Below are 20783 nucleotides of genomic sequence, written 5' to 3' on the forward strand. Positions count from 1 at the left end.
GCTCCCCCTCACAGTTCGGCGGCTTTGATGCCGACCGAGTAGTGTTTTTCCAGATAGCGCAGCACCAGCAATGACAGGCTGGTCAGCATCAGATAGAGCGCCGCTACTGCGAGGAAAAAGGTAAACGGCTGGTGGGTGGCGTCCGCAGCGTTCTTGGCTTTGAACATCATGTCCTGCAAGCCGATGACCGAGATCAGCGCGGTGGATTTGGTCAGCACCAGCCAGTTGTTGGTGAAGCCGGGAAGGGCGAAACGAATCATCTGCGGCACCAGAATTCGCCAGAACACCTGCGCGCCCCTCATGCCATAAGCGGCACCAGCCTCGGCCTGGCCTTTAGGGATCGCCATAAAGGCGCCGCGAAAGGTTTCCGACAGGTAGGCACCAAAAATGAAACCCATGGTGCAGACACCGGCGATAAAGGGATTGATATCGATATAGCGGGTGTAACCGAGCGCAAGAGCGACGCGGTTCACCAGATCCTGGCCGCCGTAGAAAATCAGCAGGATCAACACCAGGTCGGGAATGCCCCGAATCAGGGTGGTATAACTTTCGCCCAGCATCGCCAGCCATTTCAGTGGCGACAAACGAAAGGCCGCTCCCAGCAGACCCAATGCTATCGCCATGGCCATGGAAGTCAGGGCCAGGTTAACGGTCAGCCAGGCGCCATCGAGAATGCTCGATCCGTAGCCGTGAAGCATGATGAAGTTCCTCAAGCGAGCGCGGTGAGGCGCGCAAACAAGCCCAAAGCGACGCCTGCCCGGGGGCCGGCGCCAGAGTGGCGGTGAAGGCTTATTCGCCGTAGATATCGAACGCGAAGTACTTGCTCATCACTTGCTGGTACTTGCCATTTTCGCGGATAGCGTCAATGGCGGCACTCAGGCGGGCAACGTTGACACTGTCACCTTTACGCACCGCGATCCCGGCGCCCCGGCCGAAATATTTCGGGTCGTTGATGTCCGGCCCCACCAGGGCGAAATCCTTGCCTGCCGCGGTTTTGATAAAGCTTTCGTTGGTGTTGACGATGTCGGCCAGCGTCGCGTCCAGACGGCCCGATGCCAGGTCCAGGAACGCTTCATTCTGCGAGGAATAGCGCACCACCTCGATCCCGCGTTCCGCCAGTTGTTCGGTGGCGAAACGGTCGTAAGTCGAGGCGCGTTGCACGCCGACTTTCTTGCCTTTGAGATCAATCAGCGGGTCGTTGATCACGTTGCCGGCCTTCATCGCGAACTTGCCCGGCGTGTGGTAGTACTTTTTGCTGAAGTCGACCGACTTCATCCGGTCTTCGGTAATCGACATCGACGACAGCACGGCGTCGATCTTGCGCACTTTGAGTGACGGGATCATGCCGTCGAACTCCTGGATGACCCACTCGCATTTGATCTTCATTTCTTCGCACAGGGCATTGCCGATGTCGTAGTCGAAACCGCTGACGTTGCCCTCCGGTGTCTTGAAGGAGAAGGGAGGGTAAGCGGCTTCGATACCGATACGCAGGCTGTCTTCGTCGGCATGCGCCAGGAAGCTTGTTGCGCACAGTGCCATGGCGCCTAGAAGTGCTCTTTTGTTCATTTTGTTGACTCCTTGAAGGGGCGTTTGGGTGGTCCGGGTAGAAGCCGTCCGATCTGGCGATGTCGCAGTCCCTGAAATGTGTGCGGCTATAATTGACACGTTTTATTTCATTTTGCAACTGTGTGAAAATAAACATATCAGTACGGGGCGCACAAATCCTCGGCGTGCATGACTCCGAAACCGCTGTGTAGTGAGGGCCGTCAGTCACCCGTCGGAGGAGGGGGAGCGGGGGTGATCTACACTCTTGATGGCTGAGAAAAATGCCAGGAGGTTTTCATGAACAGGTTGTCTTGCATTGGCCTGTGTCTCGCGCTGTCGGTTGTCGCTACTCAGAGTCGGGCCGAAACGGTTGTGCCGATGAAAGGGCAGAACTCGCAACAAACACAGCTGGACATCAATGAGTGCCACAACGTGGCCGCCAGTCAGAGTTCATCGACGCAGCCAACATCCGGTGGCCGCCTGAAAGGCGCGGCGGTCGGTGCCGCTGCAGGAGCCGCTGGAGCTCAGGTTCGCGGGCGCCAGCACGACGAGTTTTATGACCGCGTCGATGACGATGTAAAGCAGGATTATCGGCAGAATCGCGCCAAAGAGACGGCAGCGGCAGGCGCGGTGGTCGGTGGCTCGCGTCAACGCCAGGAGCGCCGGGCGCAGCAGAAAACCGCCGCTTCGACCAGCTCGACGGCCTATACCAGTTGCCTGCAAGGGAAGGGGTATCAGGTCAATCCCTGAGCGTGTTTTGGCGGCCGCTGATCCAGCAGATACACCATCAGGCAGGCATACAGCGTCACCAGAATGAACAGTCCCATGCGCACGGCGAACGCGGTGTAGACGTCCTTGCCTGCGATGCTGTCCTGCACCGACTGGCCCAGCAGAATGATCATCGTGATCAGGCTGTTGAGCCAGAACCCAGGGCTCAAGCGGGTAGGGCTCAACGCGTAGAGCTTGCGCGCAATGATCAAACCGAACAGCAGCATCCACAGAAAAAACATCCAGAGGTGCACAAACAGGCTGAGTGCACTCCAGAACAGCACCGCCAGCACACCGGCGAGCAGGGTCGAACCGACCAGTTCGCGACCGGCGTTGCGGGCTGTGGTGGAACTCTGCTGACCCAGGCCGACCGCCTTCAGGATGATCGGCAGATAGCTTGCCGGATCGATCAATGCCAGTAAAAACGCCGGCAGCACAATCAGGGTTGCACGCAGCGCCACGCGGCTGACTTCTTCGGCCGGCATCGGCGGCGCGACCGGCGGCGACGGTGCGTTGGCAGGTTCAGGAAACAGCCAATGACTCAGCCCGACCACCATCACGGCCAGCATCAATCCTTTGACCAGCGCCCCGATGACCGTCGCTGCGAGGTCGAACTCGGCAACGCCGGCCGAGGAAATCATGGTCAGGCCGATCACCAGGAAAGTGACGATCAAATTGTTGCCGCCGCGCAGTCCAAAACGAAACACCAGAAACAGGCACACGCCGATCAACAGCACGCCGCTGACCGGGTAATAACGCAGGATCGGAATCAGCAACAGGCCGACGCCGGTGGTCAACATTGCGATCAGCGCGAGCGCCAGTCCAGCCTTAAACGGCAGCGCACGATTGACGCTGGCGAGCAGCAACAGAGCCAGCACCGGCGCGATGAACGGAATCGGCAATCCCAAACCGAAACTGGCTGCCAGGCACATCGCGGTGCCGGTGGCCAGGCGCAATGCGCGCTGCTCCCGGGGCGTGCGCTCAGTAGGCATACGACAGCCAGCTCATCAGGCCCACAAACAAGCGGCCGAGTGGATTCAACGGATTGCCCTCGGTGGGGAACGCCATGACTTCAGCCTGACCGCCGGTACGAATGGCGCGACTGTCTTGCAGTTTGGCCATCGAGTCTTCGGAAAACTCGATGATCACCGGAAAGCGTTGCGCCGGGCGCAGCCAGTCACGGCTGTTTTGCACAGTGGGCAACGTACCGGGCGGCGGCGTCTGACCGACACTGACGCCGTAACCGACACTGCGCACGCGCCCGTCGAACACCTCGCCCGGCAGCGCATCCAGAACGATTGCCACCGGCGTATCGACCCGGACCCGACCGAGGTTGTTTTCGGTCATGTCTGCGCTGATCCAGACATCGTGGATCGCGATCAGCGTCATCACCGGAGTGCCAACGGCAGCGAACTGCCCGGCGTCAGTGCGCAAGTCGGTGATCAAACCGGCCGAACGCGCACGAATCTGCGTATTGGCCAGATCCAGTTCGGCTTTCGACAACGCGGTGGCTGCGCTGCGCAGCAAGGCGTTCTCTTCCTCGCTGCCACCTTCCTGCTCACGCGCGCGCTGGACTTCGGCACGCGCAGCGGCGACTTGGCTGACCGCTTGTTCGCGGTTGGCCCGAGACACTTCGAGCAGGCGCACGGAAATGGTCCCGGGGTCATCGCGGTACAAACCTTCAAGGCGCTGATTGTCCTGGCGAGCCTTGAGTTCGTTGGCTTGTGCAGCGCGCAAATTGGCCTGGGCCGAGGCAATGCCGGCGGTACTGGCGCCGATCTGGCGACGTGTCGACTCAAGGTCTGCGCGCGCACGATCGACGGCGATCTGATAAGGCTGAGGATCGACCTCGAACAGCACGTCTCCCGCCTTCACGTCCTGATTGTTGCGCACGTTGACGCGAATGACCCGACCGGCCACTTCCGCGGCCACCGGAATGACAAAGGCACCGACCCGAGCCTGTTGCGTATAAGGCGTGTATCGGTCGGCCAACAGATACCAGGCCAGGCTCAGGAGGATCAACAGCAGCACCCACTTGAGCCCTTTTTTCGCCGGGTCGGCAGGCGGTTCAGGCGCCTTGGAGGAGGGCGCCTCAGGGGAGGGTTGCGCGGCATCACTCATGGTCCGTTACCTTTTTTGGCGGCTGCGGGCTCATCCAGTAAATCGCCCCAGTCCGTGCGTTTTTTCATGTCCTGGCGGGTGGCCGGATCAACGATCGGCTGGGCGCTGTACCAACCGCCGCCCAGCGCCTTATACAGCGCGATCACATTGCTCACGGCATTGCTGCGGCTGACCAGGTAATTGTCCTGTTGCTCCAGCAATGCACGTTGCGCGTCCAGCACCCGCTGAAAGTCGGAATAGCCTTCGCGATACTGGGCGCTCGCCAGCACCAACGAACGTTTGGCGGCGACTTCAGCCTCACGCAGGATGCTTTCGCGCTCCAGGGATTTGATCAGCCCATTGGCGGCGTCATCTGCCTCGCGAGCCGCCTGGCGAACCTTGTCGCGGTAAGCCTCGATCAACTGCTGCAACCGCGCATCCTGCACGCGCACGTTGTTGCTTATCTGGCCATGGTCGAACAGGTTCCAGCGCAGGCTGGGGCCACCGATCAGGTCCAGACTTCTCGAGGTGCCATTGAGCGTGTCGGCCGACCAGACGATGCTGCCCAATAAGGTCAGCGACGGGTAGAAATCGCTTTCGGCCACACCGATCAAGGCCGACTGGGCCGCGACATTCAGTTCAGCAGCGCGTACATCGGGGCGTCGCAGCAGCAGATTGGCCGGGACGTCCTGCAGCACGGCGCGGTCGACCAGCGGGATCAGTCCTTCATTGTCGATGAGTTGCGGTAGCGCACCGGGCGGCTGGCCAATCAACACCGCCAACGCATTGCGCGTGCGCAGCAACTGATCCTCGAAGCTGGGGATGGTGCTCAGGGTGCCCAGGTATTGTGTCCTGGCTTGCTGCAAGTCGAGTTCGGCTTGTTGGCCGCTGTTGAACAGCTTTTCGGTGATCTCGAAATTACGCTTTTGCTGTTTGGCGTTTTCCCTTGCAACCCGCAAGCGTGCCTCGGTGGTGCGCAACAAGAAGTACGTATCCGCCAGCTGCGCGCGCAGCAGCACGAGCACGTCTTCATAGTTGGCATGGGCGGCGAAGTAACTGGCATCGGCCGACTCGATCGCTCGGCTGAAACGCCCCCAGAAGTCCAGCTCCCAGCCAATGTCGAACCCGGCACTGTGCTGCCAGAAATGGCTGTCCTGAGGATTGTTCCCGCCGGATTGTCGGCGGTTGAAGTACAGACTGTCGGCGCTGGCTTGCTGCAGTTGCGGATAGCGTCCGCTTTGGGCAATCCCCAATTGCGCACGAGCCTCCATGACCCGTAGACCAGCGATTTTCAGATCCGAATTGTTCGTATCCGCTTCGGCAATCAGACGATCGAGGACGGGATCACCGAAGACTTGCCACCACTGACGCAAATCCGGGTTCAGGCTGCGTTGACTGGATTGCTCAAGGGCAGGGGAGCTCCAGTGCTCGATCCAGGTGGGCTTCGGCGACTGAAAATCCGGCCCCAGACGTACGCAGCCACTCAAGCCGAGCACACCCAGCAGCAACAGTTGTCCCGATCGCGTCAGATGCATGCATGTTTTCCAGCCAAGGAAGTTCACAGGAGCATAGACGTCCAAATGATCAACTGACTGCTAAGCTGTCCAAACATCTGACCCTTTTAACAGGTACGACAGCCATGAATGCACCCCATACCGCTGGATGGCGATTCAAACTGGGCATCGCGATCATTTGTCTGATGCTCGGCTCCTGGCTGTTGGTGCCGATCATGGCGGCAACCGACATGCCGGGTTCCAAGATCGCCGCGCTGACCGGCGTCCTGTTTATCAGTAACAAAGTGCTGTTGATTATCGTCATTGCTGTCATGGGCAAGGCGGGGTTTCAGCAGCTTAAAAGCACTGTATTTGGCTACGTGTCTAAACTGGCACCAGCAACCGACACCGAAGTTGGGCCATGGCGTCATTGGATCGGTGTCGTGATGTTTTGCCTGCCGCTGATTTCGGCATTTCTGGAACCCTATGTAGACAGTATCTGGCCCGGACTCAGGCCCAACATCTGGCAGCTCCAGGCGTTGGGCGACTTGATGTTGATCGGCAGCTTTTTTGTACTGGGGGGAAACTTCTGGGAAAAAGTGCGCGCATTGTTCATTCGAACCGCGCGAGTGGTGAACACCAGTGCAGTGTGATTATTGATTAACTTAACTAAAGGGCTATTTAGTATAGCTATTTGCCATCATGGCATTCGGAGCAGCCATTGCAGCTAAACAGTGAAGCACTCGTGACCGCGCTTAACCTTGAACCACATCTCGAAGGTGGCTACTACCGAAGAACCTATCAGGCTGATCAACAGCCTTTGGTCGAGACGATTGGTGGTCCACGTTACACGATGAGCTCCATCTATTACCTGTTGACCACAGATTCGCCCGTCGGCCAGTTTCACCTGAACCGATCCGACATCATGCATTACTACCACCTGGGCGACGCCATTGAGTACAGCCTGATTTTCCCGGACGGCACATTAAAAACTGTCGTGATGGGCAGCGACGTTTTGGCCGGAGAATGTTTGCAGCTGCTTGTACCAGGCGGCATCTGGAAAGCTTCGCGGTTGATGAAGGGATCGACGGGATTCGGTTTGATCAGTGAAGCGGTAACACCAGAGTTTCATTTTGCGGACATGGAAATGGGCGACAGGAAAAAGCTCAGCGAAGAATTTCCAGAGCATGGAGCGCTGATTGAGCAACTGACGAGAGATTGAGGATCGAGGGGGAATCGGTGCTTCAAAATCTGCGTGCAACCGGGCTGATCTCGAAACACATTGTTACGTGTAATGTATATTATGTTAAACCAGAGGCCATGTTAGAAATGTTCATGAGCCTCGTAAGGCACTGATTCGACAAACCCACTTCTGACGTCCACTCTTTAAACGGGCCATATCCTTTGTGTTCATGGTGAACCATTGAATGAGGTGGCTGCCGATGAAGCTGATTCAAGGTCGCTTCTCTTCAGGTCAGCGTGTACCGCTGCTCGTGCAAGCTGGTAATGCGGCTCCGTTGCCCATACTCGTTCCGTTCATCTACGTCCAACTCAAACTCAGGCACCGCGCTTACAATACGGCGGCAGCGCATCTGCGAGCGATCCAGGCTTTCTATAGCTATGTCAAAAGCCGAGATCTGGATATCGATGAGGCCATCTTGGCCTGCCACTTCGAGGCGATTCTGGCTTTACTGGACGGTTACGCCATCTCGCTCCAAAGCGGCCGTCTAGCCGACAACCTGGTCGCCCGTATCGTCAAAGCTGAAACGACACCTTTGCCGCAGATCGATCCGCGTACCCGTGACCAGTACCTGCGGTTGCTGAAGCAATACCTGTCCTGGTGCGTCACCCGTTACATTCCGCGCGCCCGTCAGAACTCAACCACCCTGGCTAACATCGAAGTTGTATTTGCAGATGTCGCCGACGTCATTGAGCGGCGCTTTGAGAGCCATATCATCTATGTTCGTCCCGGCCGCACTCGTTACCGCAGCCTGACAGATACGCAACTCCAGATCATTCGCACATTCATTGTCCCGGGCGCTGCGGAGAATCCGTTTCCGGAACGACTGCAGTTGCGCAATTGGCTAATGATTGAATTGCTGCTGGAGACTGGTATCCGCCGCGGAGAGCTTCTGAAGCTCTACACCACCGATATCAATCAGGGTTCTCAGCAAGCTTATCTCAGCATCAATGACCGCGAACATGACCCCGGAGATCCGCGCGCTGAAGAGCCTGCACTGAAAACACACGGGCGGACCGTAGGTATCTCGACACAGTTGTATGAGGTCTACGAGCGCTATATTCAGAGCGAGCGACGCCCAGTGCGTGACGGAAAACCGATGAAATTGCAGTACCGATATTTGTTCATCTCTGACCGAGGCCTCCCGTTGTCGATCCGCGCGTTGTCTAACGTCCTAGATCGGCTGTTTCTGACCATTGAATTGGCTGATCCAGGGTTGTTGCCTACACTTTCTGCGCATGACTTTCGCCACACCTTTGCAGACCGGTTTTTGGCTTACCTGGTCGAAAAGCATGGGTATGACCTCGAGCGGGCCACTGACGAACTCCGACGAGTCTGCGGTTGGTCTGAGACTTCGACGATGCCACGTCGTTATGCAAGTCGTTATTTAGCCGAGTCGGCCAACCTCCACAACGCCCAGCGAGCCTCGACAGCCCGGAGCCGACTTGACTGTTAAGGAGGTTCGCCGTGACCATATCAGCTGATCAAGAACACGCGTCACCCTCCTCCTCTTTGCCAGCCTACGTGTTCAAGGGGCCGGCTCAGGTTGCGATTCGAACTCGCACTAATGATCAGCCAAAGTACGTCGATACACGTCTGCCGGCGTGGACGTGGTACGACGGTGGGCTCGCAATGACAATCGATTGGGCTGCGCTCCATCTGAATCCTGACATCATGCAAATCGCCAAAGCGTTCGTTGCATATGCACTCGAAAAGTACGCACCGGTGACGGCATTCAAAGCATCCGGATTGAGGCTCACCTGATCTCCAACTAGTATAGATAAATATCTAAATTTAGCACAGGTCACTGAGGCTCGACTAAAGTTAAATGTCAAGCCCTCGATGAATTACTATTCAGGAAAATTTTAAAGGGCGCGCCTCAAGCTCCTATTCTGACGCCACGAGCAACTACCAAATATTGTGCTGAACGGTTCGCCAACAAACCAAATCCAGAAACCAAATAGTTAGCCGCACAGAAATAAAGGACTCTATGAAATTTCACCAATTTATTTTATTCCGTGGAAATCACGAGCTATTTTGGCGCGCAGATAGCGAAGATGGCACAGGGGAATTTGAGCGCGATATCTCGTTGTGCTTTGCCACGTCTTTGGACCCCCTCAATCGTCAGATTGCCATATCATGCAGACAAACCTCGTCCGCTGCACTTAGAAAAAGAATTGAAATTTTTGTTGATATTTATAAAGGGCCTGACCCGAGAATCAATAAAATTAAGTCTTTCGTTGAAAAAATACCCGACGGAGAGCATTTTTTCTATATACCCTACAAGTCAAGGCTTACCAATCAAGAAAAGGTATTGATGACCGTTGAGCTAATGGCTGCAGATGCCGGGCAAAATGTAGATAAAGCTCTAAATGTGTTTGATAAAAATATGGGGTATTTCTTCGAGCACTATGAACTCGACGGTAAAATCCCAGAAAAGAAAACCTGGATTGGCGAGCGCTCGAAGAAAAAACGCATTTGCCGATTCTGCAAGAACACCCGAGTGCATCCTCACAGCGATCCGACCCAAGAAGCCAAAACAACATTTAAACAAGAAGCTCACGCGATATCGGAGGCTCTAGGGAACAAAACTCTTATCCTGCATGAGGAGTGCGACGCTTGTAACAAATATTTTTCCGAGACGTGTGAAAGGCACATTTATACTTATTTGAGGTGCCTGGGGACTTTCTTCAAAGTCAAGAGCAAAGATAACAAAGTGTCGTCAATCAAGGGTGAAAACTTCCAAATAACTTACTTATCTAAGGACCGGAAAGAAACAATTCTTGCCGCAGTCAATGCCCCCTCAACTGAGGCGCCTGAAACTATAGGTTTAGATCCGCACGAACTTTCTAGGCAGATCTTAGCTCTTGATTTTGCTATCAGCTATACACTGCCAGATGGCGAGGAAGCACCTCAAGACCGACCGCCGACCAGCATTCCACTTAAGTTCAAAGAGAAGCTCAGTCCTCAAGAAGTATACAAAGCACTCGTAAAGTTTGCACTGAGCGTTATTGAAACGGAAAATTTAGTTGGCTTCGAAAAAACTTTGGAATGGGTCTCCGGTAGTCGCAAAGTGACAGCCCTTCCGAAAATAGCAATTTTGAGATCCTATGCAAGCTTTTCAAAAGCGGCTGAACTGATAATCTATCGCCGAATTAGTAACGACAAAACGTTGCCTTTAGCGATCGGGGAGCTTCAATTTACTTTCCAAAAAATGATCTTCATCATCCCTTCCTTTGATGAGGCAGAGGCCAACTTCATTACTGACGAAGAATTCAAGCACTATTGGGATTTCTGTCTATTTAACGCTGTTCAAGGATGGAGTTTCCAGGACTTTTCCGATCCAGAGGAAAAGGAGTTCATTTTCAACATGAACCTTTCTGAGAACAAATCCCCCCATCAAGAGGAAGCGGATACGTCTCAAACTATTAAATCCTAGGGACTCTCAGATCAAGTCGGCACAGGCCGCCTGGCCTGTGCTGAAATAGACCCGCATGATCATCCTCCCCCGTCAAGGATGCTGGAAATCCTATACCATCGGAATCCCAGCGTTGGTGAGCTCATTTCAGTATCGGTATTGGCGTATTTGCTCTTTGGTATATTCGACTATTTCCTGCGCAGCTGAGATTTGCTTCTGCTTTTCAGCTTCGCTTACGAATCTCAATCTTCTGAACCTACTCGTCAGCATTTCCATTTGGAGCTCTAAGATTGGCCTAACTACAAACACATGGCCGAAAATCGATTTTGCATGCTCCATGGCGAAATTTACTTCAGCATCCCTGCTTAGGACGCTCGTGACATTATCCTTTTGAAGGAAAACTTTGCCAGTTCCTGCGTTCACGTTATGCGAGTGATCGATTATGTAGGGGGTGTCATAAAGCGCTGGATTGCTCTCAACTCCTCCTTTAAATATCGGCTGCCTCAAAGTATAGGACGGGCTATATGAAGTACGATCAAAACAGTTGGGCAAAATTTTCTGAGTACCTTGGGTTATGCCCCAGTTAGCAATGTTGGTGCCTGGGAACACTGCTTCGAACTCAGGGTAAGGAAAGCCAACAGAGTGAGCTACAAGGAAGTCAGTAGATGCGCTTACGAATACAAGATTGTTGACCCTTACCATCAACGCTGTTGGGCTGGACATGAATGTCAAGGAATTAGCCCCTGACCATTTAAGGGTCTTTTCGGGAAGATAGGTATTTGTGATGGATAGGTATCTATCTTTCACTCCCACCCTTTCATTTATGTAGTGATTTGGCGGCAAGGAAAATACTGACTTATTCATGTAGGAAACGCCGAGCCATGTGCCAGCTCTTAATTTGTCGAACCAGTCGAGCAAAATTTCCAGTTCCTCTCCAGTGACGCTTTCGTCCTCACTCAGTCGTTCGATGATTCCTTTAACTCGTCCTTCTAAGCCGCTAAAGTTATTGTTGCAGGTGTCACACGCTGGAAATGTGTAATTCTTACCGGGGAAGATAATCTCCTTCCCCGTGACCCAGTTCGTACCAACGCTCGTGTCCTTAGAGTGGAAGCCAGTCATTTTTAGCAGCCACTGCGGATAAATGTGCTCTTTTGTCCTTGATTCTGGCGAGTTCCCACAGAAAATACATTGCGCTGCCACTCTATGCACCTTATAAGAGTTGATGAATAAAAACTTTAGACCGGGTAAAGGCCTGCAGCTAAAATCATAACAAATTTATATGCCCGCAGGTAGTGCTCGCGGATAATATTGCCTTTAAATTTTGTTATGCTAGCCGGGTCTTGATGTGGTTTTAATTTCGTTTCGCGAAATGTCTCGATGGTTTAATTTTTTGCCAGAGGGTGGGTAGGCGCTTCGCCAGATGCTCTGGATTTAGGTGCGAGCAAGGCGAAATTAAAAAGTCATCGGGTTTCCGGCATTAAGCTCTTCAGCGTTATATGCGTGAGTCCACATCAATATTAAATTCTAGCTGGCGTAATCAACTGCAAGCGCCTCGGCTTGTTGGACTTGCTCAGAAATTGTAGGTAAGTAGATACCAAAAAGCCGCACTCATTAAGCTGCGACTTTTAATTTTAGCACGTTCTGATTGCTAAATTCTGAAACTTGCCAAGATTTGCATGGGCGCTGAACTCTACTTTTGAACTTTGTAAGCTCTGTCAGCCTTGGCATACTCTTCCTCGCGAGCGCTCATCGCTTCGAGGCTACTTTTCACCGTCGTTTGTTGGGCAGCTTCGTATTTCTCAAACTCCTTAACGGCTACCACCTGGCTGAAGCCTAAAGCGATAACGCTATGAATTATTGCGGTCGCGTTTTGCTTTAATAGGCCAAGCCCTGAAATCGACAGTGCGTGAGTGATCCTAGCTTCTTCCCATAGAGCTTTGGCGACTTCTACTTCTTCTCTAGTGATCATACAAATTTCCTTTTGAGTCACGAAAACTTTGATATCCTACGCCCCGGCGCTGGAGCCGTTGGGACGACTTGGAGTGGCGAAAACACAAGCGCTGCATACAAGGAAGGCATCTAAGCTGTAGGCTGCAAGGTCCGCGCTGATTACTATGAGCTTTTCCCTCGACCTCGCGCAACTGGTTCGCTACTTGAAAATCTTTCAAGTAGCCTGAATGATCTCGTGGCTTATAATAGACGATTATTCTTCTAACTCAGTTTAGGTGATGACATGGATGTAATCAAAACGAACGAAGCTGGTAAGCCTGCTAAGCGACGCAATCATACAGTGCCCAAAGCCATTCTTAAAAACTGGCTACTTGATGAAGAAGGTGATCCCCATCACTTATTGCTTGCGTGCAGTAGCGCGGAGGTGAGGAAGCATGTGGGCAGAGAAGCCGGATTCGCAATCACTGATTGGCGATACGTTCCGGTGGATGATCGGGAGAATGCTGGCGGTCACCGTGATGAGTCGTTGGAGGACTGGTTTTCTAAAGGAGAGAACTATTTGGCCAGCGTAACCCAGAAAATCAGAAGTGGAGACTCAGCTATCAGCCAAGGTGAGTTTTCAGGGTTGATTGGTGCTGCAGTCGCCCTCGGATTCCGTAGCAGCTATGAGTATGGGTTAAAGGAAAAGCTGTTCTTAAAGCTGAAACCTGACCTTACTGCAAACGAAGCTTGCTATGAGGTTGTGCAGTATTTCAAAACGCTCTATGAGAAAAAAATTTCTCAGTTTGAAGGGTGGGACTTCAGTTTTTTAATAAACTCTGAAGTAAAGTTGATTATAGGCGACAGGCCGCTTTTTGATATGACCTTACACAGAACCAACACCAAACTTTTGACAATACCATTGGCGCCTAATCTTCTAATGGTGGGCATCCCTCCGAAAACACCTGGCAAGCAGTCCTTTGAAGTCATAAGCGGCACCCGGAGTTTATTTGAGCAAACAAATGCCATGACAACCAAGCTGGCCCGAGAATTTATCGTGGGGTCTTCAGTTGAGGAATTGTCAGCTTTACTACCAATGTTTGAACCTGAAGCCTTCAATTCGCGAAAAGCAGAGGATTCACTGGTAGCATTCTCTGATGAAGGCGAGGTTGCTCGCCGCAAAATCTACAATATCAATCAATAGAGTCTCGATTCAGCATGACTTTTGTTGACGAGTGTTCTCTCAAGAGAGCTTAAGTCGAGCTCCTCTAAACAGAAGTTAAACTGCGGGTTCAAGGTTTTCAACCAAATTCCCGGAATCACTGGGAGACTGGCAGAAACCCTGAGCCCCGCACAGAACCCTTACGTGCGGTTTCTATTCTAGACGACTTTTGATAGCACCCAGCTCTACCCCGATCTCATGCAATGGCCGTCCGTGTCCCGCTGAGCAGGCGAATGACCGCTAATAGTCCAGTCGATGCAGCTTTGGCGCTGCAACAAAATCTAATAGAGGCTAAAGGACTCTATAGATCTCAGAAACTACCTGCATCGTTGCGTCTTCGATCGTTCCTTCATTACGGCATAAAACCCAGCCGTGATCTGCAATCGCTCGCTCGAACGCCTCGGTACAAGCGACATGTTCTTCCAGCTTATGGATCACAGTACTGCTCAGTCCACGCCGTCGTGCCGCTGCTCTCGCCCATGAAATATCAGGCGCGGTGACAACCCCGACATGCAGGTCTGGCACTCGCACGTTTCGATCAATGTTCAACTGTAGAATCTCTGCAAACGGGACTGTCCGGCGAAACGCGGCATCTGACGGGTACCAGCGATCGATCAAGATGATGCTGTCTGGTGGCTGTTTAGCCAGCACGTGCCGGGAAATCCAGGTACGGCTATCAGCAAAGCGCTCACAAACCGCCAACTCCAAATCCCTGCTGGAATTTCTGACGAGTTTGTTAACGAGGGTCATTGTTTCACCCCTGAAGGGATCGCTTTTTTTCTCGCAAAGTCGGATCACCTTCTTGTTGTCTGCCCTCAGTACTTTCGTAACGGCCTCCAACAGTGTGGTTTTGCCGGTTCCCTTGGGCCCATCTAGAGAAACAAATAGCGAACGATTCATTCTTCACATAACGATTGATATACGGTTTTTTGGCCCGGCTCGTTCGCTGGAACCGCTTGGCGCGACTAGCGAATCGAGTGGAGGGTCCTTATGAACAGAGATTGATGAACACTTTAACCCGGTTTCCGGCTAACGGGTCTCAGAATCCAGGGGGCCAGCCGCTTATGAACACCGCAAGCAAGTCGCTCCCAAAAGGCATCGCTCGCAATCTGTGCAAGCGTCAACAAAGCGTTACTTTTTTGAAACACTTCACAACCGTAGATCAGTAAAACCTGATTTTTGACACTCTCCCGATATGCGGTCACAACTTTTGCACTCCGCTGGGTCCTAACACGGTGGTCGTCGATGGAATATTGGCGTCTAGCGAGGTTCTTACCCGATACGGAGATAAGCTAATGATTTTCAATGTGCAAAATTATGGCGCCAAAGGAGATGGCATCACAGACGACACGGCAGCGATACAAAGTGCGATTGATGCGGCGGCCGCTGCAGGCGGTGGGCAGGTGTATATGCCCACCGGGACATATATTGTTTCGGGAGGTGAGGAACCCTCCGACGGCTGCCTGATGCTCAAGAGCAACGTCTATCTGTACGGCGACGGCATGGGCGATACGACCGTTAAGGTGGCTGACGGCTCCGACACCAAAATCACGGGGGTCATCCGCTCGGCCTATGGCGAAGAAACCCATGACTTTGGCGTCAGCAACCTCACTATCGACGGTAACCGCGACAACACCACCGGCAAGATCGACGGCTGGTTCAATGGCTACATTCCCGGTCAGGAAGGTTACGACTCCAACGTCACCCTCGACAGCGTCGAGATCAAGGATTGCTCCGGGTACGGTTTCGACCCCCACGAGCAGACCGTCAACATGGTCATCAAGAACAGTGTGTCCCACGGCAATGGCCTGGACGGCTTCGTTGCGGACTTTCTCAGCGACAGCACCTTCGAAAACAACGTCGCCTACGACAATGACCGCCACGGTTTCAACGTCGTCACCAGCACCCACGACTTTACCCTCAGCAACAACGTTGCCTACAACAATGGCGGAAGTGGCATCGTGGTGCAGCGCGGCAGCGAGGACATCCCCTCCCCCAGCAACATCACCATCACCGGTGGCGAGGTGTACGGCAACGGCGCTGAAGGCGTGCTGGTCAAGCTGTCCAGCGATGTAACCGTCAGTGGTGTCGATATTCACGACAACGCCAGCGCCGGGATCCGCATCTACGGCAGTAACCATGTCGAGATCATCGACAACACACTCAACAACAACTCTCTGGGCGCCCCCGTACCGGAAATCATCATCCAGTCCTACGACGACACGCTGGGCGTGTCCGGCAAGTACTTCAACGGCAGCGACAACACAATCCAGGGCAATATCATCAGCGGCAGCAACCTGTCGACCTACGGTGTTGCAGAGCGCAATGAAGACGGCACCGATCGCAACGCCATCATCGGCAACACCATCAGCCATACCAGCAAAGGCGCCACACTGGTCTATGGTGACGGCAGTTACGTCAGCGCCACGGTGCCAATGACTACCGTGCAGGGCACGGCTGGCAACGACACTCTGCTGGGCAGCGCGGCCAGCGAAATTTTCTATGGCGCAGCCGGAAACGACACTATCAATGGTGGGGCCGGTGGCGACACTCTAGTGGGCGGTGCGGGCATCGACAAACTCACCGGCGGCACGGGTGCCGATACGTTTCGTTTCGTCGCCCAGTCCGACAGTTACCGCAACGCAACCGCAAGCTTCGATGACACCATCACCGACTTCGACGTCACCCAGGACAAGATCGACCTCGCTGGCCTCGGTTTCACCGGCCTGGGCAATGGCCGTGGTGGCACCTTGCAGGTCAGCTACAGCGCCGGCAACGACCGCACCTACATCAAGGACTACGATGCCGACGTCAGCGGCAATCGCTTCGAGTTGATTCTGTCCGGCAACCTGGCGAGCACCCTTACCGCCAGCAACTTCATTTTCAATCGGGTGGTCACCGGCACCAGCGGCAGCGATTCGCTGGTGGGTAGCGATTCGGCTGACACCCTGCTCGGTCTGGCGGGCAACGACAGCCTCAGCGGCGGTGCAGGCGACGACAACATTGACGGCGGCGCCGGCATGGATACCCTTACCGGTGGCGCCGGGGCGGACACCTTCGTGTTCTCCAACCGCCTGGACAGTTACCGCAACTACAACACCGGCGGCGCCAACCTTGGCGACCTGATCACTGACTTCAATATCGCCGCCGATAAGATCGATCTCTCGGCCATGGGTTTCACCGGCCTGGGTGACGGCAAAAACAACACCGTGTACCTGGTGCTCAACACTGCCGGTACCAAGACTTACATCAAAACCCTGACCGCCGACGCCAATGGCAACCGTTTCGAGGTTGCGCTGGACGGCAATTATCTCGACAAGCTGACCAGCGCCAATTTTGTCTTTGCCACTTCGCCAACGGTCAACCACGCGCCGGTGGTGGCAACGGCGTTGCTGGATCAGAGCGCCACCGAAAACACCCCGTTCAGCTACGTCGTGCCGGCCACCAGTTTTACCGATGCGGATAACGACAGCCTCAGCTACACCGCCCAACTGGCCGATGGCAGCGCCCTGCCCGGTTGGCTGACCTTCGACACCGCTACCCGTAGTTTCAGCGGCACGCCCAACGACACGGCATCGGGCAATTACTCCATCAAGGTCACTGCATCCGATGGCAGCAACGCAACCGTCAGCGACAGTTTTACGCTGGCTGTACAGGACGTACCCGCCGCACCCACTGTGATCAATGGCACACCGAACAACGACACGCTGACGGGCACCGCTGCCAACGAACAACTGTTCGGTGGCGCTGGTAACGACACCCTTAATGGCGGCGCCGGCAACGATATCCTGGTCGGCGGCACCGGCGCGGACAAACTCACCGGCGGCGCGGGCGCCGATGTATTCCGCTACACCTCAAAACTCGACAGCTACCGCACCGCGTCCACCAGCGCCAGTGACCAGATCCTCGATTTCGACGTGACCGCCGACAAAATCGATGTCTCGGCGCTCGGCTACACGGCCTTGGGCAATGGCCTGAACGGCACGCTGCAAGTGACCTACAGCGCTTCGAGCAACCGCACCTACCTCAAGGATCTCACCGCCGACGCCAATGGCAACCGTTTCGAAGTGTCGCTGGCGGGCAACCTGGTGAACAGCCTGACGGCCAATCATTTTGTCTTCGCGGACCAGAACACTCCCAGCAATGTTGCGCCGGTGGTGGCCATCCCCCTTCTCGACCAGAACGCCACCGAAAGTTCGCCGTTCAACTACACCGTCACCCACGACAGTTTCACCGACGCCAACCAGGATGTGCTGACCTACACCGCGACCCTCGCCGACGGCAGCGCCCTGCCCGCCTGGCTGAGTTTCAACGCCACCAGCCTGGCGTTCTCCGGCACGCCGATCAGCACGGCGTCGGGCAATTACAACGTCCTGGTCAAGGCCACCGATCCTTCTGGTGCGTCGGTCAGCGACAGCTTCGCCCTGGTGGTGGCCGATGCGCCCGCCAACACCATCACTGGCAGCAACAACGCCGAAAGCCTCAACGGCACGGCGGGCGCCGACCTGATCCTCGGCCTCGGTGGCAACGACACCATCAAGGCCGGCACAGGCGCGGACATCGTCGACGGCGGCGGCGGACGCGATTCGCTGTACGGCGGCGACGGGGCCGACGCCTTCCGCTACACCGACGTACTCGACAGTTACCGCGACTACGACGCCGGTGGTGTCACGGCGACCGACACGGTCTACGACTTCACCGCGGGCGTCGACAAGATCGACGTTTCAGCGCTGGGTATTCTCGGCCTCGGCGATGGCAGCAATGGCACGCTGTACATGACTCTCAACGCGGCCGGCGACAAGACCTACATCAAATCCGCCGAGGCCGACGCCGATGGCAATCGCTTTGAAATCGCCCTCAACGGCAACTACCTCAACACCCTGACCGCCAGTGATTTCGTGTTCGGCGAGCGCGCCCAGCAAGACATCCTCTACCTGCCCACTCTCGGCCAATCCAATGCGCGCCTTTTGCGCATGACGGAGGACGACGATCAATCCGGCACCTCGATGCTGGTAAAAGACCTGGACCGCTACACCCCCTATGACGTGCGCAGCCAGTTCACCGACGCCGATGGCAATGGCATCGACATCGCGGTGGGTGGCAGCACGGTCAATGGCCTGTCGACCTTGGGCGCCGAGGAACTCAAGTTGTGCTGGTGGCTGACCGACACTAACCAACCCGGGCCTGCACTGTTGCGTGCCGTGGCGTTGCTGCAGGACCAGCTCACCGAACTCAAATCCATCGATAACGTCACCATGGGCATCATCTGGGGCCAGGGCGAGGAAGCCGCTCAGGAGATTGGCCGCTCCACGGACAAAGCCGCAGCAGCATCGGCCTACAAGGCCGCGACCCTGAATGTGTTTGATTACCTGCATGCCCAGTTCGGCAACTTCAGCGTGTACATGATGGAAACCGGTCACTACGAGCAGGACGCTGCGCGTGCCCGTGGTTATTCGGAAGAGAAGATTGCCTCAATCGTTGCGGGGGTTGGCTATGTCCGCGCCACCCAGGAGGCCATCGCCGCCGAGCGCGCCGACGTCAAGCTGGCGGTGGACTACACCGACCTGCCCTTGCGCTACGAAGTCGATCCGCTGGTCTATCCCGATGACGTCTGGCACCTGCACGAGGAATCAGCGGAAATCGTTGGCCAACGCCTGGCCGATTACATTGCCAATGACCTGGGCTTCCAGGGCGATCCCACCGACAACAACAGCGTGCAGGCCATTTTCGACAACGCTCAGAACCAGGGCGGGATGATTGCCGGCACTGATCAAGCGGACACCTTGGTGGGCAGCTCGGGCAACGACACACTGGATGGCGACTTGGGCGCCGACACAATGACCGGTGGCGATGGCAACGACATCTACGTGGTCGATAACGCGTTCGACAGTGTGGAGGAAACCAACACCTCGACCGCGCAGATCGATACCGTGCAGGCCTCGGTCAGCTGGACGCTGGGCGCCAATCTCGAGAATCTGGTGCTCACCGGCGTATCGGAAATCGACGGCACCGGCAATGAGCGGCGTAACTTCATCACCGGCAATGCTGCCGACAACGTGCTCGATGGTGCCGCAGGGGCCGACAGCATGAGCGGTGGCGATGGTGACGACACCTACTATGTCGACAATGTCGACGACACCGCGATCGAGACCAACAGCAATGCGGTGCCTGGAGGGGTCGACAACGTACACAGCAGCCTGGCGGCATATACCCTCGGCAGCAACGTCGAGAATCTGTATGTCGATAGCGCTGGAGCCGCCAATGGGACAGGCAATGCGCTGGACAACACGCTGTTCGCCGGTGCCGGCAACAATGTGCTGGACGGACGCGATGGCAACGACACAGTGTCCTTCGAGCGGGCCCTGGCGGGCGTTACTGTAAACCTGTCGACGTCCGCACAACAAAACACTGCGGGGTCGGGGCTCGACACCTTGAAATTCCTTGAAAACGTGACGGGAAGCGCCAACGCCGACAGTCTGTCGGGCAACAGCGCCGCGAATATCCTGAACGGTGGTGCCGGTAACGACACGCTGGTGGGTGGTTCGGGCGATGACCGACTGATCGGCGGCGCAGGCACCGACAACCTCACCGGCGGCACTGGCGCGGACACCTACGCGTTTGGAGCGCTGTCGGACATGGGCGTCGGGGCTTTACGCGATGTGATTAGCGGTTTCAAGACCACTGAGGGTGATCATCTGGATTTCACCAGCCTGGACGCCAACCCGCTGACCGCCACCGTCGACGCATTCATGTTCATTGGCAGCAACGCCTTCGACCCCACCAACGCCACTGGCCAACTACGCTTTGCCGACGGCATCCTCTCCGGCAGCGTCAACGCCGACGTCACCCCCGAGTTCGAATTCGAGATGGTGGGCGTCAAGGAGCTGCAGGCCAGCGATTTCACAGCCTGACCTGATGTGAGGGAGCCTGCTCGCGATAGCGGTCGGTCAATCAGCTTCCATGCTGAACGTACCGCCGTCATCGCGAGCAGGCTCCCTCCCGCAGGTTTTTTTCGGTGCCTGAAAATCAAAGACCCACACAGACTATTGTGGCGAGGGGATTTATCCC

Annotated in this window: 16 protein-coding genes; 8 read left to right on the forward strand and 8 right to left on the reverse strand. The window is 55.2% G+C overall.

What is annotated here, in order from left to right:
- Positions 1-8: 8 nt before the first annotated feature.
- Both ACM6IO_RS24185 and ACM6IO_RS24190 read right to left on the reverse strand, forming a co-directional pair.
- On the reverse strand, positions 9-698 hold the full coding sequence (locus ACM6IO_RS24185; protein WP_008026412.1) for an ABC transporter permease: 690 nt from the start codon (positions 696-698) through the stop codon (positions 9-11).
- 91 nt (positions 699-789) lie between these two features.
- Positions 790-1566, reverse strand: coding sequence for an ABC transporter substrate-binding protein (locus ACM6IO_RS24190; RefSeq protein ID WP_414912368.1), 777 nt, complete (start codon positions 1564-1566; stop codon positions 790-792).
- Between the two features lie 276 nt (positions 1567-1842).
- On the opposite strand from ACM6IO_RS24190, the gene ACM6IO_RS24195 reads away from it, so the two are divergent.
- The gene (locus tag ACM6IO_RS24195) at positions 1843-2295 is read left to right on the forward strand and encodes a YMGG-like glycine zipper-containing protein (RefSeq protein ID WP_008026410.1); all 453 of its coding nucleotides are present in this window, start codon (positions 1843-1845) and stop codon (positions 2293-2295) included.
- Here the strand turns inward: ACM6IO_RS24195 and ACM6IO_RS24200 are convergent.
- From ACM6IO_RS24200 to ACM6IO_RS24210, 3 genes are read right to left on the reverse strand one after another with little or no spacing between them, the layout of a single operon-like run.
- Positions 2280-3305, reverse strand: a complete 1026-nt coding sequence (locus ACM6IO_RS24200; RefSeq protein ID WP_414912369.1) for a DUF2955 domain-containing protein — start codon at positions 3303-3305, stop codon at positions 2280-2282. The two genes, ACM6IO_RS24195 and ACM6IO_RS24200, sit on opposite strands and share 16 nt — an antisense overlap.
- Entirely contained in the window at positions 3295-4434 is a 1140-nt protein-coding gene (locus ACM6IO_RS24205; RefSeq protein WP_192227202.1) for an HlyD family secretion protein, read from the reverse strand. The genes ACM6IO_RS24200 and ACM6IO_RS24205 overlap by 11 nt, the downstream gene beginning before the upstream one ends.
- The gene (locus tag ACM6IO_RS24210) at positions 4431-5948 is read right to left on the reverse strand and encodes an efflux transporter outer membrane subunit (RefSeq protein WP_192227201.1); all 1518 of its coding nucleotides are present in this window, start codon (positions 5946-5948) and stop codon (positions 4431-4433) included. The genes ACM6IO_RS24205 and ACM6IO_RS24210 overlap by 4 nt, the downstream gene beginning before the upstream one ends.
- A gap of 104 nt (positions 5949-6052) precedes the next feature.
- On the opposite strand from ACM6IO_RS24210, the gene ACM6IO_RS24215 reads away from it, so the two are divergent.
- The 5 genes from ACM6IO_RS24215 to ACM6IO_RS24235 all read left to right on the forward strand — a co-directional run bounded on the left by ACM6IO_RS24215 (position 6053) and on the right by ACM6IO_RS24235 (position 10585).
- A complete protein-coding gene (locus ACM6IO_RS24215; RefSeq protein WP_008041543.1) occupies positions 6053-6559 on the forward strand; it encodes a transporter suffix domain-containing protein in 507 nt (168 codons plus the stop codon).
- A 68-nt stretch (positions 6560-6627) separates the two neighbouring features.
- Positions 6628-7128, forward strand: a complete 501-nt coding sequence (locus tag ACM6IO_RS24220) for a cupin domain-containing protein (protein WP_192227200.1) — start codon at positions 6628-6630, stop codon at positions 7126-7128.
- A 220-nt stretch (positions 7129-7348) separates the two neighbouring features.
- Positions 7349-8602, forward strand: coding sequence for a tyrosine-type recombinase/integrase (locus ACM6IO_RS24225; protein ID WP_414912370.1), 1254 nt, complete (start codon positions 7349-7351; stop codon positions 8600-8602).
- An 11-nt stretch (positions 8603-8613) separates the two neighbouring features.
- A complete protein-coding gene (locus ACM6IO_RS24230; RefSeq protein ID WP_414912371.1) occupies positions 8614-8910 on the forward strand; it encodes a hypothetical protein in 297 nt (98 codons plus the stop codon).
- 226 nt (positions 8911-9136) lie between these two features.
- A complete protein-coding gene (locus ACM6IO_RS24235; protein WP_414912372.1) occupies positions 9137-10585 on the forward strand; it encodes a hypothetical protein in 1449 nt (482 codons plus the stop codon).
- A 126-nt stretch (positions 10586-10711) separates the two neighbouring features.
- On the opposite strand, the gene ACM6IO_RS24240 is transcribed toward ACM6IO_RS24235, so the two are convergent.
- The gene (locus ACM6IO_RS24240) at positions 10712-11683 is read right to left on the reverse strand and encodes a hypothetical protein (protein WP_414912373.1); all 972 of its coding nucleotides are present in this window, start codon (positions 11681-11683) and stop codon (positions 10712-10714) included.
- Between the two features lie 571 nt (positions 11684-12254).
- Complete coding sequence (locus tag ACM6IO_RS24245) at positions 12255-12533, reverse strand: hypothetical protein (RefSeq protein WP_192227199.1); 279 nt, start codon at positions 12531-12533, stop codon at positions 12255-12257.
- A gap of 264 nt (positions 12534-12797) precedes the next feature.
- Here ACM6IO_RS24245 and ACM6IO_RS24250 point away from each other — a divergent pair, with 264 nt between their 5' ends.
- Positions 12798-13697: a DUF4238 domain-containing protein gene (locus tag ACM6IO_RS24250; protein WP_414912374.1), complete on the forward strand. Its 900-nt coding sequence runs from the start codon at positions 12798-12800 to the stop codon at positions 13695-13697.
- A 309-nt stretch (positions 13698-14006) separates the two neighbouring features.
- On the opposite strand, the gene ACM6IO_RS24255 is transcribed toward ACM6IO_RS24250, so the two are convergent.
- Positions 14007-14615 carry a dTMP kinase gene (locus ACM6IO_RS24255; protein WP_192227197.1) on the reverse strand — a complete coding sequence of 203 codons (609 nt, stop codon included), beginning with the start codon at positions 14613-14615 and terminating at the stop codon, positions 14007-14009.
- 395 nt (positions 14616-15010) lie between these two features.
- Between ACM6IO_RS24255 and ACM6IO_RS24260 the strand changes: the two genes are divergently transcribed.
- Positions 15011-20626, forward strand: coding sequence for a putative Ig domain-containing protein (locus ACM6IO_RS24260; RefSeq protein ID WP_414912375.1), 5616 nt, complete (start codon positions 15011-15013; stop codon positions 20624-20626).
- Positions 20627-20783: the final 157 nt, after the last annotated feature.

The organism is Pseudomonas sp. IT-P44 (genome assembly GCF_949768225.1).
Classification (GTDB): Bacteria; Pseudomonadota; Gammaproteobacteria; order Pseudomonadales; family Pseudomonadaceae; genus Aquipseudomonas; species Aquipseudomonas migulae.